Origin of the sequence: Staphylococcus carnosus (assembly GCF_900458435.1) — a bacterium.
GTDB classification, from domain to species: domain Bacteria; phylum Bacillota; class Bacilli; order Staphylococcales; family Staphylococcaceae; genus Staphylococcus; species Staphylococcus carnosus.
Window position 1 is genome coordinate 2,197,344 of record NZ_UHCT01000001.1, and the last position, 16,754, is coordinate 2,214,097.

At 34.0% G+C, this 16,754-nt stretch carries 18 protein-coding genes and 1 pseudogene; 7 read left to right on the plus strand and 12 right to left on the minus strand.

The genetic code is table 11. The features are described 5' to 3' along the window. Positions 1-32: 32 nt before the first annotated feature. The 3 genes from DYE31_RS10670 to DYE31_RS10680 are packed head-to-tail and all read right to left on the minus strand — an operon-like array spanning position 33 to position 2,366. Positions 33-641, minus strand: coding sequence for an aminotransferase class IV (locus tag DYE31_RS10670; RefSeq protein WP_015899622.1), 609 nt, complete (start codon positions 639-641; stop codon positions 33-35). 2 nt (positions 642-643) lie between these two features. Next, positions 644-1,789 (minus strand): chorismate-binding protein, encoded by a 1,146-nt coding sequence (locus DYE31_RS10675; protein ID WP_015899621.1) that lies wholly within the window; start codon positions 1,787-1,789, stop codon positions 644-646. Next, positions 1,779-2,366 (minus strand): anthranilate synthase component II, encoded by a 588-nt coding sequence (locus DYE31_RS10680; RefSeq protein WP_015899620.1) that lies wholly within the window; start codon positions 2,364-2,366, stop codon positions 1,779-1,781. Before DYE31_RS10680 ends, DYE31_RS10675 begins: the two co-directional genes overlap by 11 nt. Before the next feature lie 341 nt (positions 2,367-2,707). Between DYE31_RS10680 and queC the strand changes: the two genes are divergently transcribed. From queC to scdA, 7 genes are all read left to right on the plus strand, one after another. Further along, positions 2,708-3,379, plus strand: coding sequence for a 7-cyano-7-deazaguanine synthase QueC (gene queC, locus DYE31_RS10685; protein WP_015899619.1), 672 nt, complete (start codon positions 2,708-2,710; stop codon positions 3,377-3,379). Between the two features lies 1 nt (position 3,380). Further along, entirely contained in the window at positions 3,381-3,806 is a 426-nt protein-coding gene (gene queD / locus DYE31_RS10690; protein ID WP_015899618.1) for a 6-carboxytetrahydropterin synthase QueD, read from the plus strand. Continuing rightward, the gene (gene queE, locus DYE31_RS10695) at positions 3,799-4,512 is read left to right on the plus strand and encodes a 7-carboxy-7-deazaguanine synthase QueE (RefSeq protein ID WP_015899617.1); all 714 of its coding nucleotides are present in this window, start codon (positions 3,799-3,801) and stop codon (positions 4,510-4,512) included. The genes queD and queE overlap by 8 nt, the downstream gene beginning before the upstream one ends. A gap of 157 nt (positions 4,513-4,669) precedes the next feature. Further along, complete coding sequence (locus DYE31_RS10700; RefSeq protein ID WP_015899616.1) at positions 4,670-5,251, plus strand: hypothetical protein; 582 nt, start codon at positions 4,670-4,672, stop codon at positions 5,249-5,251. A 103-nt stretch (positions 5,252-5,354) separates the two neighbouring features. Then, positions 5,355-5,609, plus strand: a complete 255-nt coding sequence (locus tag DYE31_RS10705) for a GlsB/YeaQ/YmgE family stress response membrane protein (RefSeq protein ID WP_015899615.1) — start codon at positions 5,355-5,357, stop codon at positions 5,607-5,609. A gap of 225 nt (positions 5,610-5,834) precedes the next feature. Beyond that, positions 5,835-6,674: an aldo/keto reductase gene (locus tag DYE31_RS10710; protein ID WP_041613079.1), complete on the plus strand. Its 840-nt coding sequence runs from the start codon at positions 5,835-5,837 to the stop codon at positions 6,672-6,674. 320 nt (positions 6,675-6,994) lie between these two features. Next, on the plus strand, positions 6,995-7,687 hold the full coding sequence (scdA, locus tag DYE31_RS10715; protein ID WP_015899613.1) for an iron-sulfur cluster repair di-iron protein ScdA: 693 nt from the start codon (positions 6,995-6,997) through the stop codon (positions 7,685-7,687). Positions 7,688-7,739: 52 nt separating this feature from the next. On the opposite strand, the gene DYE31_RS10720 is transcribed toward scdA, so the two are convergent. From DYE31_RS10720 to ybaK, 9 genes and pseudogenes are all read right to left on the minus strand, one after another. Further along, a complete protein-coding gene (locus tag DYE31_RS10720; RefSeq protein ID WP_041612940.1) occupies positions 7,740-8,777 on the minus strand; it encodes a sensor histidine kinase in 1,038 nt (345 codons plus the stop codon). Next, positions 8,774-9,460: pseudogene (locus tag DYE31_RS10725) on the minus strand (response regulator transcription factor). Before DYE31_RS10725 ends, DYE31_RS10720 begins: the two are co-directional and overlap by 4 nt. Then, complete coding sequence (locus DYE31_RS10730; RefSeq protein ID WP_115314392.1) at positions 9,432-9,911, minus strand: DoxX family protein; 480 nt, start codon at positions 9,909-9,911, stop codon at positions 9,432-9,434. The pseudogene DYE31_RS10725 and the gene DYE31_RS10730 overlap by 29 nt, the downstream one beginning before the upstream one ends. A 76-nt stretch (positions 9,912-9,987) precedes the next feature. Next, entirely contained in the window at positions 9,988-10,416 is a 429-nt protein-coding gene (locus DYE31_RS10735) for a DM13 domain-containing protein (RefSeq protein ID WP_015899608.1), read from the minus strand. A gap of 168 nt (positions 10,417-10,584) precedes the next feature. Further along, positions 10,585-11,994 (minus strand): hemolysin family protein, encoded by a 1,410-nt coding sequence (locus DYE31_RS10740; RefSeq protein WP_015899607.1) that lies wholly within the window; start codon positions 11,992-11,994, stop codon positions 10,585-10,587. Positions 11,995-12,413: 419 nt separating this feature from the next. After that, entirely contained in the window at positions 12,414-14,372 is a 1,959-nt protein-coding gene (locus tag DYE31_RS10745; protein WP_015899606.1) for a PTS fructose transporter subunit IIABC, read from the minus strand. A 6-nt stretch (positions 14,373-14,378) separates the two neighbouring features. After that, positions 14,379-15,299: a 1-phosphofructokinase gene (pfkB, locus tag DYE31_RS10750; protein WP_015899605.1), complete on the minus strand. Its 921-nt coding sequence runs from the start codon at positions 15,297-15,299 to the stop codon at positions 14,379-14,381. Beyond that, a complete protein-coding gene (locus DYE31_RS10755) occupies positions 15,296-16,060 on the minus strand; it encodes a DeoR/GlpR family DNA-binding transcription regulator (protein ID WP_015899604.1) in 765 nt (254 codons plus the stop codon). The genes pfkB and DYE31_RS10755 overlap by 4 nt, the downstream gene beginning before the upstream one ends. Before the next feature lie 126 nt (positions 16,061-16,186). After that, the gene (gene ybaK, locus DYE31_RS10760; RefSeq protein ID WP_015899603.1) at positions 16,187-16,675 is read right to left on the minus strand and encodes a Cys-tRNA(Pro) deacylase; all 489 of its coding nucleotides are present in this window, start codon (positions 16,673-16,675) and stop codon (positions 16,187-16,189) included. Positions 16,676-16,754: the final 79 nt, after the last annotated feature.

A 16,754-nucleotide genomic window follows, 5' to 3' on the forward strand; every position in this document is an offset into this window, starting at 1 on the left:
ATTTACTTTGATTGTTCTGAATATAATTAATTTTAAAGATTAATCTGAATATCGGCAACCTCTCTCAAGCTATTTATAAGAAAAATTTGTGCTCTTCCACGTTTTAACTTCTCATTCAATTCATCTAATTGATATGAACGAAGCTGTAATTTTCCTTCATCTAATAATGCTTGGCGCATACATCCCTTTAAAAAATCATTTTCAAACGGCGGTGTATACCAATTCCCCGATTCTTCTACAACAACATTTCCAATATCAAATTCTAAAATCTTTCCATTTGTATCATAATAAAGTACCGTATCAGTTTCATGATCATGTGTTACATGTTCTCGTTCAGAGGTTTTATTCGTGTATTGCCAATCAGGAAATTGAGCATCGATACATTCAAATCGTGCACTGAATTGCTGTTTGTCAGGTAATTTTACAATTTGATGTGTTAATGTTCCATCTTGACCCAACATCACTTTCAATCTCCATAATCCTTCAGTATGTTGTTGACATATATTGTCTAAATAGTTGTCCCATTCTTTTTTATTAAATTGAAAATTTAATTGCTCAGCTGAATTTGCTATTCTTTTTGTATGATATATATTTCTCGGAATATCACCAGCTTCAACACGCATTGTTTCAAATAAGTACATATTTATTGCTCCAATATCTTCGTTTTTGATTTAAACTCTGCTACTTCAGCTTCAGGATTAGAATCAATTGTAATACCTGCTCCTACTCCATACATTGCCCTACCATTTATATACTGAACGGTTCTAATTGCCACGTTAAATATTGCTTTGCCATTCGGGAGCAGCAAACCAATTGTGCCGCAGTAAACATGACGCGGTATTTCTTCTAATTGTTTAATATAACGCATCGTATTGATTTTAGGTGCACCCGTAATAGAACCGCAAGGGAATAATGCCTCAAACAACGATACTAAAGATGTGTTTTCTTTCATTGTTCCAACCACCATGCTCGTCATCTGATAAACTGTTTCGTAAACTTCAATATGAAAAGGCTGATAAACTTTCACACTACCTGGTTTTGCAATCCGTGCTATATCATTTCTTAATAAATCTACTATCATCACATTTTCAGCACGGTCTTTTGAAGAATACATCAATTTTTCATAAAGCATATGATCATCCGCTTCATTATGACCGCGAGGCATTGTTCCTTTCATCGGTTTGCTCAAAACAACATTTTCTTGTTCTTTGAATCTCCCTTTTTGGAAAAAAAGTTCCGGAGAGATTGAGGCAACTTGCAACTCAGCTGTATCTAATAAAACTGTATAATTTCCATGTGCATGCCGCGTTAAATGTACATATAAATCAGTAATAGGTAATCGAATCTCATCATATAATCTCGTTGTATAATTAACCTGATATGTATTACCTTCTACGATTGCTTGTTGAACTGCTTGTATATGTGCTTGCAGCATGTCATCTGGCAGACGAAACTTGAAATCTAGTTTTGTCTGAGAATCGGATTGTTTATTATGCAGTTCATTCGATTTACTGGGACTATCAAAGACATAGGCTGCTGCATAAATATTTGATGACTCTTTTGAGAAATTCACCTCCATATCAGAGTTGAAAGCAGGTGCTGCTTCATATGGCAAATATAGTGCTACATAATTTCCTTTTTCCTGATACTGTTCTGCAAAATCAAGCACTTTCTTAACATCTTCTAATGAATAAGCAACACATTGGGTTTTTATAGCAGTAAAATCAAATTGATAATCTTTATATTCTGCTTCATCTTCGTAGTAACGAAAGTTAAATTTAGCTAGCAACAATCTCACCTGCTTTCTGCAAAAACAACCGAATTTGTTCATGTCCATATTCACTTAAAATAGATTCTGGATGATACTGAACACCATATATCGGGTACTGTTTATGCTGGATTCCCATCACAATGTTTTCATCATTTGTGGCTGTGACTTTTAAAACATTCGGCACACTTTCAGCATCTGCCATCAATGAGTGATAACGCATTACTTCAAATGAAGTCGGTAAACCTTCAAATATACCTTCGCCTGTGTTTGTAATGCACGTAGTATGCCCGTGTACAGGACGGAAATTAGGCACTATGTTTCCTCCATAATGTTCAATTAAAAATTGGAAGCCTAGACAAACACCTAATATCGGAATTTTCTTTTCATATTCTTCGAGAATTTGACGCAAAACCGGATAATCACTCGGACGACCTGGTCCTGGAGAAATAACTAGTGCTGAAGGTTGCATTGCCTTTAATTGAGACAATGTCAATTCCTTGCTATCTAACACTTTAATTTCACTCTCACTCTCAACAGTCAAATAATCTACTATATTATATGTAAATGAATCTTTGTTATCTATCATAATAATCATATTGTATACCCCTAACAAAATTGCTTGGTTTAAATCTATTTTACAAAAGAAAACAAAAGAATGTAATACATGGTTAGAAGTCTATCTTGATTTTACAGCTCAAATATATTATTCTAACTATCGAAATCGATAAACAGAGGTTCCTAGCTGATACCCTCTATAAAAAACTAGACTTTTAATTTCAATCGTCTATCTTTTATAGGGATAGGCAAAAAATAAATTGTCTATCACGTCAACTTGGACCTGAGAACTTGCATTTGTCCTTTTAGCAAATCAGTTCATACAGTGTCCAATTTTTTTGTTTTTAGCTAGGCCGCGAAATATAAAGGAGAGATTGATTTATGGCATCTCATACACTTGATGATAACAAAGCACTGGTTGTTTTCAGCGGCGGTCAAGATAGTACAACATGTCTTTTTTATGCAAAAGAAAAGTTTGAAGAAGTTGAACTCGTTACATTCCAATATGGACAACGACACGATACAGAAATAGAAGTAGCAAAAAAAATTGCAGACGAACAAGGATTAAAGCATCATATTCTTGATATGTCCCTTTTATCACAACTCACTCCTAATGCTCTCACACAACATAATTTAGAAATTGAACAAACTGACGATGGCGTTCCAAATACATTTGTACCTGCTAGAAATTTATTATTTTTATCATTTGCTGGTGCTTTAGCATATCAAATCAAAGCACGTCATATTATCACTGGTGTTTGTGAAACTGATTTTTCAGGATATCCAGACTGCCGTGATGACTTCGTTAAATCCATGAATGTGACATTAAATTTATCTATGGACAAAAACTTTGTCATCCATACACCATTAATGTGGCTAGATAAAAAAGAAACATGGGCTTTGAGCGACCAGCTTGGTGTATTAGATTATGTTCGCAATCAAACACTAACTTGTTATAACGGAATTATTGCAGACGGCTGCGGTGAATGTCCTGCTTGCAAACTACGTGCACGCGGCTTAAATGCTTATTTAGAAGAAAAAGGAGTGAAGTAGGATGTTACAACAAATTTACCCCAGTGTTTCTCATCCCTACGCGTTCGAATTAAATAAAGATTTTCATTTCGCAGCAGCGCACTATATCCCTTGTGAAGATGCAGGTAAATGTGTGCGCACGCATGGTCATACTTATTTTGTGAATTTGACAATCGTTGGTAATGAACTCGATCATAGCGGTTTCCTAATTAATTTTGCTTATTTAAAAAAACAAATTCATGAACAGTTTGATCATTATCTATTAAATGATTTACCTCAATTCAAAGATAAGATGCCTTCAACCGAAATTGTTGCACAAACTATTTATAAAATGACTGAAGAAATATTAGAGAAACAACCTAATCATCCAAAATGTGCGCAAGTATACCTTCGTGAAACACCTTCTAGTTATGTTGTTTATAAAGGTAAGGAGTTTCGTTATGGCTAAAATACCAGTATTAGAAATTTTCGGTCCTACAATCCAAGGTGAAGGCAGAGTAATCGGACGTAAAACAATGTTTGTACGAACTGCAGGGTGCGATTACCACTGTAGCTGGTGTGATTCTAAATTCACTTGGGACGGGAGCGCAAAAGACCAAATTGAAATGATGACTGCTGAAGAAATTTATCATCAACTCAAAGAAGTTGGTGGCGATTACTTTAATCATGTCACTATTTCAGGCGGCAATCCTGCTTTAATCAAGGGGATTCAAGAATTAGTTGATCTTTTTGAAGACAAGAACATTGAAACTGCTTTAGAAACCCAAGGTAGTCGTTATCAACCTTGGATGCGTCAAATCAATGATTTAACAATAAGCCCTAAACCACCTAGTTCAGGTATGAAACCTAACCTAGAAATATTAGATGATGTCATTGCACAATGTGTGCTTGAATCTTTGAATTTGAAGGTAGTCATATTTGAAGATAAAGATTTTGAATTCGCAAAAGAAATTCATCATCGTTATCCTAGCATCCCATTCTATCTTCAAGTCGGCAATCCTTATCTAGAAGATGAAGTTGAAAACCATACTGAACGTTTATTAAAACGTTACGAAAATTTAGTGGAAACCGTAATGGTCAGCAGTGAAATGAATGATGTGTATGTATTACCTCAATTACATACACTCTTATGGAGTAATAAAAAAGGTGTTTAAAAATTTCAAAGCATTATAAAAGGTTGTTCAGATTTTATTTGAACAACCTTTATTATTACTATTAATCTTTGCTGAAACAAAATGTTTTCTAATGCTTAAAACACTTATAATTTGATATAATACTTCAGTGAATAATAGTAGTCAGGAGACACACCTTATGCTCATTTACATAATTATTAATATTTTAATCATCATATCAGCGATTGTAATTGATATGTGGCTGCATACGTTTCGCCAATTAAGGCTAAGCACGTTGCTAATTGCTTTGACAATAAATAGTGTAATTAATATTTGGGTTATTGGAAAATATGATTTTATTTCCTTTTCTATCATTGCCTTTATATTAATTTGGACAGTATTGGCATTGCTTACAGATTGGAAGCTGCATCCAATTGTATTTGAAACGCAAAAATTTGCTGCTTTCATTATTTTCACTTTAATGAGCGTCTCCTTCTTTATTATCTTTAATACAAGTGAAGATTCTTATTATATGTCAATTCCATACCTGTCGCCCGTATTCTTTTTAATGGGTGCTTCGCTATTATTTTTGAGTATTTTTCAAAATAGCGATGCTGAAAAAAATAATTCATCCAAAAAGTTACGCAACAAGTTAACAATCGGAACTATATTAATAGTGTTATCTTTCATGGTTACGACTCTTCTTACACTATTTTGGTATATTTTCGTAGTTATTTATTTGATTTTAATTGCATTTATATTATGGATGAAAATATTTTAACATTAATTGATTATTTTATGGTTATTCCTCTGAATCTAGTGGTAAAGAAATAAAAGCAAAACAAAAATCATGAATTTTGTTTAATAGATAGGAGGAAAAGATTATGGGATTTATAGTGATGCTAATTGTCGGTGGCTTAATCGGTTGGTTAGCCGGCGCAATCTTAGGTAAAGATATTCCAGGTGGAATTATCGGTAATATTATCGCAGGTATTGTAGGTGCATGGTTAGGTTCAGCTATTTTCGGACATTGGGGTCCTAGTTTCGGCGGAATCTCAATCTTCCCTGCATTAATCGGTACAATTATTTTAGTAGCCATTGTATCATTCATTTTTGGTGCAATGCGTAAACGTAAATAATTAGTTTTATAACTAAATGAAATATTGTATGAAAAACGTCGGAGCTCAACTTTTGAGTTCCGACATTTTTTATTTCCTTTGGAAAAGTTCATAATTAAAGCAATAATGTATTTAAACGTCAAATCAATCATACATAATTATATGCATTTAAATTTGCCTGTCTAATTAATAGAATTGCGGATAAGTTGTTTGTTACAATTAAGAAAAAGGTCAAAGGAGCGACAAATTTTGAAAAAGACCATGAAATTGAATAATGATTTAAAAATACCTCGAATTGGATTTGGAGTATATAAAATCGATGAAAATCATATGGATCCAGCAGTAAAAGTTGCTGAAAAAGCAGGCTATCGTTCATTTGATACCGCCTATATTTATAAAAATGAACATGAGCTAGGTGAAGCTCTTAAAAAAGGCGATATTCCTCGTGAAAAATTATTTATTACGACTAAAATTTGGAACGACTTTCAAGGTTACGAAAGCACAAAAGAACAATTTAAAGCTTCTCTCGAAAGATTAGGTACTGATTACTTAGATTTATATTTAATACATTGGCCTTGTGAAGCAGATGGTTTATTTATCGAAACATATAAAGCAATGGAAGAACTTTATAAAGAAGGCCTTATAAAAGCCATTGGTGTATGTAATTTCGAACAACACCACCTTGAGAAATTAATGGCGGAAACTGAAATCGTACCTGCAGTAAATCAAATTGAATGTCATCCTTATTTGAGCCAGCAACCATTACAAGATTTTTGTGATCAACATGATATTAAAGTAACTGCTTGGATGCCTCTAATGCGTGGTCGCGGTTTATTCGAAGATCCAGTTATTGAAAAGTTAGCTGAGAAATATGAAAAAACGCCTGCTCAAATCATTCTAAATTGGCATTTATGTCATGGTCGTATCGTTATTCCAAAATCTCAAACACCTTCAAGAATCTATGAAAACTTTGACGCTATCAAATTTGAATTAAGAGATAAAGATGTTAAAAAAATAGATGCTTTAAATAAAAACTTACGCCAAGGCAAACACCCTGACGACGTAAAAATTGGTACTTTAAAATAACTACTCCTATTACACACGCTTAAAATATGAGCGTGTGTTTTTTATTGTTGATAATTCTTCTCAATTATTCGAAAATTAGACACAATAGTGTTTTTGATTTCTTTTTGGATATTATTTAATATTAAGTGTCTTTTGACTCTTAAAAAACCATAGATTAATTTGAATTAATACCATAAAAGTAACTAATTAAAATAAATCAGAGAGTTAATTGTATCTTGTTTATTATCATTTATTTATTTTAATTGAAATACTGTTTTTATTTACTGTCATTCTTCTTATACTAGAGATGAGTCGAAGTAAACCGAAAGGGAGCATGCTTTATGATTTCAAAAAGTGATATTGTAGCGAACGTCGTAACAGATTATCCTAAGACTGCAGATGTCTTCAAACGTTCTGGAATAGATTTTTGTTGTGGTGGCCAAGTTTCTATTGAGGAAGCAGCTGAAGAAAAGAAAAAGATTTCTTTGGACGATTTATTAAATGAACTGGAAACAGTTCGAAAACAAGATAATAGTGCTGACGGACTAAATCCTAAGTATTTGAGTATCCCCTCTTTAATACAATACATTCAAGATGCTTATCATAAACCAATGAAAGAGGAGTTTAAAAATTTAACACCTTATGTTACAAAACTAGCAAAAGTTCACGGACCAAATCATCCTTATCTTTTAGAATTAAAAGAACTTTATACTACTTTTAAAAACAATATGTTGGAACATACAGAAAAAGAGGATAATGAGGATTTCCCTCAACTGATTGCTTTTGCTGAAGGTAAAGATATTAAAAATATTAACGCTATTATTCAAGATTTAAAATCAGATCACGATAATACAGGTGTCATCTTAAGAAAAATGGCAGAACTTACTAATAATTTCCAACCGCCTGCTGAGGCTTGCGGAACATGGCGTCTCGTATATACAAGAATTGTGGCATTAGAAAACGCAACATTGCAACATGTTCATTTAGAAAACCATGTATTATTCGAAAAATGCCTAGAAAAAGAAAATAGCTAATAATAAAAACTGACGGTATCCATAAAATTATGGATACCGTCAGTTTTTATTATTATAGTCTCGGAATTGAAACTGTCATTTTTGTACCCACTTCTGGTGTACTTTCAACATTAATTGTTCCTCCGATTTGTTTCGCTAATTCATTAGCAATATAAAGCCCTAAGCCAGAACCTCCAGTTTCATTATTTCTTGAATGTTCCACTCTAAACGTACGTTCAAATAAACGAGGAAGATGTTCTGGTTGTATACCTATACCTTCATCTTGAACTGAAATTTCAATGCGTTCCCCATTCTCAGATAATGTTAAATTAACCGGACTTCCAGTGGGAGAAAATTTCAATGCATTGTCGATCAGATTCGTTAAAATGCGCTCTAAAGGGCGCGGGTATTGTTTAAATGGTTCTAATTGACTGCAAAAATTCACTTCTAAATTTCTTAAGTCCAATTTCATACGCTGTTCATAACCACTTAAAATCGTAATCAACAGCTGGTCAATTTGAATCATTTCTATAGAGTCTTTATTAGGTAATTCTAATGCTGCAACATTAGTTAGTTCATCAAACATATTCGATAACCTTTTCGATTGTTTAATCAAACTTTCATAAGCTGCATCTCGATCTTTCGGAGCTGCAATAATCCCCTCTTTTAAACCTTCAGAATAAGAAATAATACATGAAAGCGGCGTTTTTAAATCATGTGCAAGGTTTTGGATAAGTTCATATTTCTCTTGCTGTTCTGTCTTAATTTGTGCCATTTGTTCAGTAATTTCTTTTGCCATTTTATTAAAAGAATGACTTAACTCTTTAATTTCTCGAGGCGATTTAAAATTAATAGGTTCCATTTTATAGTTGCCATTCGCAAATTCTTTAGTTTTACGATTGAAAACTTTAATTCTTTTTACCAAGGGTGTTAAAAACAAGCTGCATATTAATAAAGCTAAACAACTAGAAATTATCGCACTAATGGTCAGTAGGGCAGTAGTATGACCGTTAAATACCATCAGTTTATATGCCATTCCTAATATCGTTGAAGCTAACAGAATACTCGAAAGCACACCAATAATTACTTGTGTTCTAATTGAAAACATCAAATTTGATTCCTTTCGAAAGTATAGCCTAATCCCCAGACGGTTTTAATTGTATAATCACGATAATTAAACTGTTCAAATTTTTCACGTAAACGATGTATGTGGACATTAACAGTATTTACGTCTTCATAATAATCATATTGCCATACTTCTTATATTAATTCCGATTTAGAAATAACTTCGTTTTCATGTTTTCCTAAATACCATAATAGTTCAAACTCTTTAATGCGGAGATTGACGGGTTCATCATAAATAAGTGCTCGCTTTTGAGTATCATTCAATTCAAGTGCACCAAATTTTAGACAGGATTGCAAATTCATACATTTTTGCACACGATTCAACAAATTATTAGCACGAAGCACTAGCTCACGGGGACTAAAGGGTTTTGTCATATAATCATCAGCACCTAGAGTCAATGCATATATTGTATCTTGCTCTTGTGTTTTTGCTGATAGATATATAAATGGTATATCTAATTGTCTTAATTTCATTTCTTTAACGACATCGTAGCCATTTAATTCAGGCATCATTATATCTAATACGATTAAATCAATGGAATCATCAAGATGTTGTAGTGCTTCTTCACCGTTTGAAGCTGTAGTTACGGTATAACCTTCGTATTCAAAGTAGGTTTGGCAGATATCTACGATATCTTTTTCATCGTCTACGAGTAGGATGTGGTTCATGTTTGTAATCACCTTTTTCTCTAATATATAGGATCATAGCCTTTAAGGATATCTTCTTCAAAATAACAGGATTCATAAGGAGGATAATAAAAAATGCAAGTTGAACCAGATAAGTAAAAATCATATCCGATAAAATATAATTTAGCATAACAAACGCTCCAAAGAAACTCGCAATTTGTGACATTATTCCGAACAATAAACCTAGCCCTATAGCAATCTCTCCTAAAGGCACTACAATATTAAAAATTCCGGCTGTATGCGCTACGACATGTTCAAAAAAGAATTTAAACCACTCTGGTGAATCTTCATTTTTAATCACAACTGGAATAAGACCATTAATTGTAAATCCACCCGTTAATTTTTCCCAACCTTGTACTAAAATATAACCTCCTGAACCTACACGGATAATGAATATAATAATATATTGGATGATGTCTTTATAATTTTTCATGTTTTTTCTCCTTTAATATTGTTTGATTTAAAAATGAAGTTGGGTTGATTGTCTCCCAACTTCATTTTACATTGCATTATTTTACTTTAGCTGCTCCAAAAATCACGTGCGCTTTCTTACAATAAATAGTTACTTCATTGTATTTATCTAAATCTGCGCCTTGAATATCAAAAGTTTGTTCTGGCTTATTGTAATCTACCATTTCCAGTTGTTTTCCTTCCTTGATATTACCGTCTTTAGTTAAATACACATATAAATCAGGACCTTTAGCAGATTTGAAATCTGTTAGCATAATTTTTCCGTTTTCAATCTTTGCGTTACCTTCTACATGCTCTTCTCCAGATTTAAACTTACCCGTCAAAGTTTTATGTGATTTGTTGCTGTGTTGATGCTCTTCTGTTTTATTATCGTGTTCATGCTTTTCTTCTTTTTCTTTGTTTCCGCACCCACCTAAAATAAGTGCTGCTGTTAAAGATGCTGTTGCTATTAAATGTGATGGTTTCATGTTAACCCCTCATTTCTCTATTTATTTGAAATATGTTGAGTTAATTATATGTTGAACATGAATTGGATACCATTAACTATTTATTAATTGAAATATAACTTTTTATCATGTCGAAAATGTGTCTAAACAAAAAACCAGTACTCTTTTTAAGTACTGGTTGTAAAAGTATTAATCTTCTTTATCTTTACGATCTTTCTTTTCTTTTTTATCTTTGTGATGCTTATCTTTATGATTTTTATCATCATCACTGTCTTCTTCAATTTCTTCTTTACGCTCTTCATTATATTCATATTTTAAAATAACCGTAATGATTTGATGATTATCAACTTCTGAAATAATCCATCGATCATAAAAAGTATCTACATAATCGTTTTGTTGCAAGTTAGTATTATGTGCTTGCAGCCAACCGCCGATTGTATCGATGTCATCTGAGTCTTCAAATTCAATACCGAATTCATCTGTTAAATCTTCAAGCAACACACGTCCATTAATTTGATACGTGTTCTCTCCCAATTTAACAACATCATTAACTTCGTTTTCATCAAATTCATCTCGTATTTCACCCACAATTTCTTCTAAAATATCTTCCATTGTTAAAATACCGGCTGTACCGCCGTATTCATCAATGATCAAACTGATATGCACACGTTCACGCTGCATTCTGATTAATGCATCACTAATACGTGTTGTTTCAGAAATTAACGGCAACTCATGAATATAATTACTGATTTTAATAGGTTTGCCTGATGCATATTCTGTTAAAAATTCTTTCACATTGATAAAGCCTTTAATATGGTCCTTATCTCCATCCTCTGTAATAGGATAACGTGTGAATTGATACTCTCGAATTGTTTCTAACAATTCATTAACAGTAAACGGTTCGTTTAATGTCGCCATTTGTGTTCTTGGAACCATGACATCTTTAGCTTGTCTTTCATCAAATGAAAAGATATTTTGCATATAAGCTAGTTCTGTCTGGTTAATTTCACCGCTATTATAACTGTTATTAATAATCATTTTGATTTCTTCTTCAGACATCGCATCGTTATTTTCGTCGGGATCAATTCCAAAGATACGAATAATCATACGCGCTGAACCATTCATTAACCAAATTAATGGTTTCATAATCAGACCGAAATAATAAAGTGGACGTGCGTATAATAACGCGACTCTTTCAGTATGTTGAATCGCGAAAGATTTAGGTGCTAATTCACCAATGACCACGTGCAAGTAAGTAACAACTAAAAATGAAACAATTAAAGAAATTGTCGCATTTAATGCATCTGGTAACGGCAGCAGCACAAATAAAGGATGTAGTAATTTTTCAAAAACTGGTTCTCCTAACCAACCTAATCCTAAAGATGTAACCGTAATACCAAGTTGGCAAGCTGACAAATAATAATCAAGATTTGTAATCATTTTCTTGACCACTTTTGCACTACCATTTCCTTCTGCTATCATTTCCTCAATTTTCGTTGCTCTTACTTTTACTAAAGCAAATTCAGATCCTACAAAGACTGTAGTTAAAGCGATTAAAAATATAAATATAACTAAATTTATTATGGTCGTACTATCCAATTAGTTCCCTATTGCTAGGGATTCACCTCCAAAATTAAATGCCACTGTGTACGGCATTGATGTATATTCCGTAATGCTTAATGTTTCACGAATCAAAGCTACATCCTTCCCATGATCACAGCGACACCTCCCAACTTGCGTAAAATCTAACAAGATTATCATATCATAATAGCTCATGTAATAGTAAATTATTTGGACGTCATTACTCGGAATTTAATTACATTATTTCATCACATTTTTCATGAAACAAAAATAGCTGAGTACAAAGACAACAGACTACATCTGTAATTTGTCTCTGCTCAGCTGTATTTTGAATATATTCATTTACCTACCACAGTAAATATAATTCTTAAGGTGATTCCAAATTAAAGAATCACCTTATATATAATGCGATAAATCTTATTAAATTTCAAATATGACTAATCATCCATAGATTCTGATGCTTCGATTTCATCAGCAGTTGGTTTACGTTTCAATAAACCATAGATTAATGCACCAATAACAGAACCTACAATAATCGCTAATAATGTTTGTAAAGAGTGGCTCCAGTCTGTACCGAAGATTACAAAGATACCACCGTGCGGCGCATGAATTGATGAGCCTAAAGCAAGTGCGATAGCACCAGCTACACCAGAACCAATCATCATAGATGGAATAACTCTTAATGGATCAGCTGCAGCAAATGGAATAGCACCTTCTGTAATAAATGAAGCACCCATTACAAAGTTAGGAACGATTGAACCACGTTGTGCTTTTGTAAATTTACGTTTAAATATAATCATCGCTAAAGCTATTGCGATTGGAGGAACCATACCACCAACCATTGCTGCTGTAATTGGGGCAGCATTACCTTCTGTTAAAGCAGCTGTCGCAAATACATATGCAGCTTTGTTGAAAGGTCCGCCCATATCAATAGCCATCATTGCACCGATAACAAGACCTAAAAGCATGATATTAGCGCCTGACAAACTATTTAATCCATTTAACAATAAATGGTTAATCCAAGATGCCGGTGGGTTAAATACATAAATCATAAGCAAACCTGTAATTGTTACAGATAGAACCGGATAAATTAATGTTGGTTTTAAACCTTCCAATGATTGTGGCATACGGCGTGTCAACACTTTAATACCTTCAGTTAAATAACCGGCTAAGAAACCTGCGATAATACCGCCGATAAATCCTGAGTCACCGCTAATCGCCAACATACCACCAACTAAACCTGCTGCCATACCTGGTTTATCAGCAATACTACGTGCAATGAATGCAGCAAGAATTGGGATAATCAATGCAAAGGCACTATTTTTACCTATATTCCATAACTGTTCAGCAAAAGCGTTATAATCTGAAGATTTCGGATCAAATGAGTTAGTACCGAACATAAATGCAATTGCCATTAAGATACCACCAGCAATAACAAGTGGTAACATATTAGAAACACCATTCATTAAGTGTTTATAAATTGTTTTCCCAACACTTTGTTTTTCAGTTTTACCACCTGCAGCGCCCTGAGCACCTTTGCCATGTCCATCTTTCGCTCTGAATGGTGTACGATCAGTAGCTAAGGCTAAATCAATAAGTTCACCTGGACGTTTAATACCGTCTGCTACTGGAACTTGAACAACATTTTTTCCATCAAAACGGTCTGTTTCAACATGTACATCTGCAGCAACAATAATACCATCTGCTTTTTCGATGTCTTCTGAAGTTAAACGGTTTTTAATACCACCTGAACCGTTTGTTTCGACTTTCATTTTGACACCCATTTTTTTAGCTTGTTTCAATAATGCATCTTTTGCCATATACGTATGTGCAATGCCTGTAGGACAAGCTGTTACACCTAATACGTACGGTTCATTTTCTGATGCTTCTTTGTCATCAACGCCTGGGTCTACAGTTGCTTCTTCATCTTCATTCGGCGCTTCGTCATCTGCTTTGTCAATAATAGCTAAAACTTCGTCTGGTGTTTCAGCATGCAGTAATGCTTCTCTCACATTATCATCCATTAAAATACCTGATAATTTCGCTAAAGCGTCCAAATGTGTTTGAGCTCCGCCTTCAGGAGCTGCAATCATAAAGAATAAATGTGCAGGTTGACCATCCAAACTTTGGTAGTCTACCCCTTCTTTAGATTTTCCGAAAGCAATTGCGGGTTTCTTTACAGCTGCTACTTTCGCATGCGGAATCGCTATCCCTTCTCCGATTCCTGTTGTACTTTGTCCTTCTCTTGCAAAAATTGCATCTTTAAACGCTGCTTTATCACTTAAAATACCTGCTTGATCTAGTTGATCAACAAGTGTATCTATGACACCATCTTTAGTTGTTGCATCGATATCCATTGCGATAGTATCGCGTGTTAACAATTCAGTTATTCTCATTCATCGTCACTCCTTTTCCAAGTCCGCTAAAACAATTTTTTCTCTTACCGCTTCAATCATTTCTTTTTCTGCTAAATCATCACTAAACGCTGTCGCAGTACCCGAAGCCACAGCATTACGAAATGCTTCTTTAACACTCATCCCTTTTTCTAAACCGGCAATCATACCAGCTACTGTGCTATCCCCTGATCCAACTGTATTCACTACTTCGCCTTTTGGTACTTCTGCTTTTAATTGATGCGTCTCATCTATATAAATTGCACCATCACCGCCAAGCGATACAATCACTGCATGTGCACCCTTCGCTAAAATTTCTTTCCCGAAACGTACAACATCTGCATCTGACTTGATTTCTGTATCAAACATAACTTCCAATTCATCTTTATTCGGTTTGATAAAGAATGGATGATATGGAAGTACTGCTTCAACTAAATGTTTTTCAGCATCCACAACCAACTTCGCGCCCGTTTCTTTTGTAATTTGAGCAATTTGTTCATAAGCATCATCTGGAATACTTTTTGGTACACTTCCTGCAACCACTACCGTATCTTCTGGAGTAGTAACTTTTATTTGTGAAAGTAAAGCTTGGAAAGCATCTTCAGAAATTGCAGGGCCATTCGCATTGATTTCTGTTTCATTACCGGATTTAAGCTTAACGTTGATACGCGTATCTTCATCTACTTCGATAAAGCCGGTTGGAATTTCTGCTTTCTCTAGTGCATCTTTAATAAATTTTCCTGGAAAACCACCAATAAATCCTAACGCAGTTGAAGTTGTTTCGTGTGTTTGAAGTACACGTGATACATTAATACCTTTGCCGCCTGCAAATTTATAAGTAGCAGCTGCACGATTCAAACCACCAGTGGTAAACCCATCTACTTTCATCACATAATCAATGGATGGATTAAATGTTACTGTATAAATCATGATTGTCCTCCTTCTATTACAAATCGATTGCGATATGCCTTAATATCTTGACGTTGAAGTGCTTTTTCAGATGTTAAAAGCAAAGCATGTTTATTTTGCGGTATTTGTACATCAGCAAAATATGTATGAGCGAATTTGGATGAATCAATTAAAACATAAATCTGCGCTCCCGATTTCATCGCTGTTTCTTTTACATATGCTTCTTGTTCATCAGGTGTGGTTAACCCTTTCTCTAAATCAACACCATTCATACCAATAAACACTTTGTCGAAATGATATCTTTTTATAGTTTCGATTGCTTTGGACCCAACTGAAGCAAGTGTGTTGGCTTTTACATCTCCGCCTACAATGATTGTTTTAAAACCTTTTTTCAATAAAGGTTCAACGTGTGTTAACCCGTTAGTTACAACAACGATATTATCTGCTGTGATATATTCAACCATTTCGTATGTTGAAGACCCTGCATCTATATAAATGCAATCGTTATCTTCTACTTTCGCGGCTGCAATTTTTGCGATTTCTCTTTTTTCTTGCGTATTACGTCCTTGCTTTTCAGATAGCTTCGGCTCATTTAGAGACGTTGTTTTTAAAGTTGCGCCACCATGTACACGTTGTAATATACCTTGCTGCTGCAGCTTAGATAAATCACGTCGAATGGTAGAAGCACTGCATCCCGTCATTTTGATAAGCTCTTGCAAAGTGAGGAATTCTTTTTCCTTTAATAAATTAATGATGACTTCAAATCGTTTCTCAGTAATCATATCGCCACCTCATTTCTATTACATTATAATGTTTCCGCTTACATTTTTCAATCAAAATCTTTCATTTTCATTCAAAAACAATCATTTTGTGATAAAAAAGAGAAGATGAACTTTTGTCCACCTTCCTCAATTAGTATGATGATTGGCTACATCCGCTATTTTAGCGTTTGTCACTTTAGCCAATTCTTCTACATTCACTTCCATTTGTACACCACGGTGCCCTGCACTGACAAAAATAGTCTCCTGTTGCTCAGCAGACGCATCAATTACAGTTGGGTATAAATGTTTCATTCCTACAGGCGAACAGCCGCCTCGTATATACCCAGTTACTTTTGTAAGTTCTTGTAGAGGTAATAGATGTAATTTCTTTTCTCCTACTGCTTGTGCTGCATGTTTCATATTTAAGTTACCTTCAACTGGAATAACAAACACGTAAGGATCGTGATTATTATTAATAAAAAGCAGCGTTTTAAATACTTGTTCTGGAGAAGCACCTATCAATTCAGCTACTTCTTGACCTTCTATATGTTCTTTTCCCATTTTAAAAGTGCGGACATCATATTTGATACCTTCATTTTCAAGTATACGCATTGCATTCGTTTTCTTTTGTTTCATATCTTTCACCTCACACCACAAATATAGCATTTTAAGTCCTTTAAAAGATACTCACCTTACATTAGTAATATTTTGGACA

What these genes read in the sequence shown, in the direction of transcription:
- DYE31_RS10670 (WP_015899622.1), bottom strand. Translation starts at nt 641, where the DNA reads ATGTACTTATTTGAAACAATGCGTGTTGAAGCTGGTGATATTCCGAGA.
- DYE31_RS10680 (WP_015899620.1), bottom strand. Translation starts at nt 2,366, where the DNA reads ATGATTATTATGATAGATAACAAAGATTCATTTACATATAATATAGTA.
- queC (WP_015899619.1), top strand. Translation starts at nt 2,708, where the DNA reads ATGGCATCTCATACACTTGATGATAACAAAGCACTGGTTGTTTTCAGC.
- queD (WP_015899618.1), top strand. Translation starts at nt 3,381, where the DNA reads ATGTTACAACAAATTTACCCCAGTGTTTCTCATCCCTACGCGTTCGAA.
- queE (WP_015899617.1), top strand. Translation starts at nt 3,799, where the DNA reads ATGGCTAAAATACCAGTATTAGAAATTTTCGGTCCTACAATCCAAGGT.
- DYE31_RS10700 (WP_015899616.1), top strand. Translation starts at nt 4,670, where the DNA reads ATGCTCATTTACATAATTATTAATATTTTAATCATCATATCAGCGATT.
- DYE31_RS10705 (WP_015899615.1), top strand. Translation starts at nt 5,355, where the DNA reads ATGGGATTTATAGTGATGCTAATTGTCGGTGGCTTAATCGGTTGGTTA.
- scdA (WP_015899613.1), top strand. Translation starts at nt 6,995, where the DNA reads ATGATTTCAAAAAGTGATATTGTAGCGAACGTCGTAACAGATTATCCT.
- DYE31_RS10730 (WP_115314392.1), bottom strand. Translation starts at nt 9,911, where the DNA reads ATGAAAAATTATAAAGACATCATCCAATATATTATTATATTCATTATC.
- DYE31_RS10735 (WP_015899608.1), bottom strand. Translation starts at nt 10,416, where the DNA reads ATGAAACCATCACATTTAATAGCAACAGCATCTTTAACAGCAGCACTT.
- DYE31_RS10745 (WP_015899606.1), bottom strand. Translation starts at nt 14,372, where the DNA reads ATGAGAATAACTGAATTGTTAACACGCGATACTATCGCAATGGATATC.
- pfkB (WP_015899605.1), bottom strand. Translation starts at nt 15,299, where the DNA reads ATGATTTATACAGTAACATTTAATCCATCCATTGATTATGTGATGAAA.
- DYE31_RS10755 (WP_015899604.1), bottom strand. Translation starts at nt 16,060, where the DNA reads ATGATTACTGAGAAACGATTTGAAGTCATCATTAATTTATTAAAGGAA.
- ybaK (WP_015899603.1), bottom strand. Translation starts at nt 16,675, where the DNA reads ATGAAACAAAAGAAAACGAATGCAATGCGTATACTTGAAAATGAAGGT.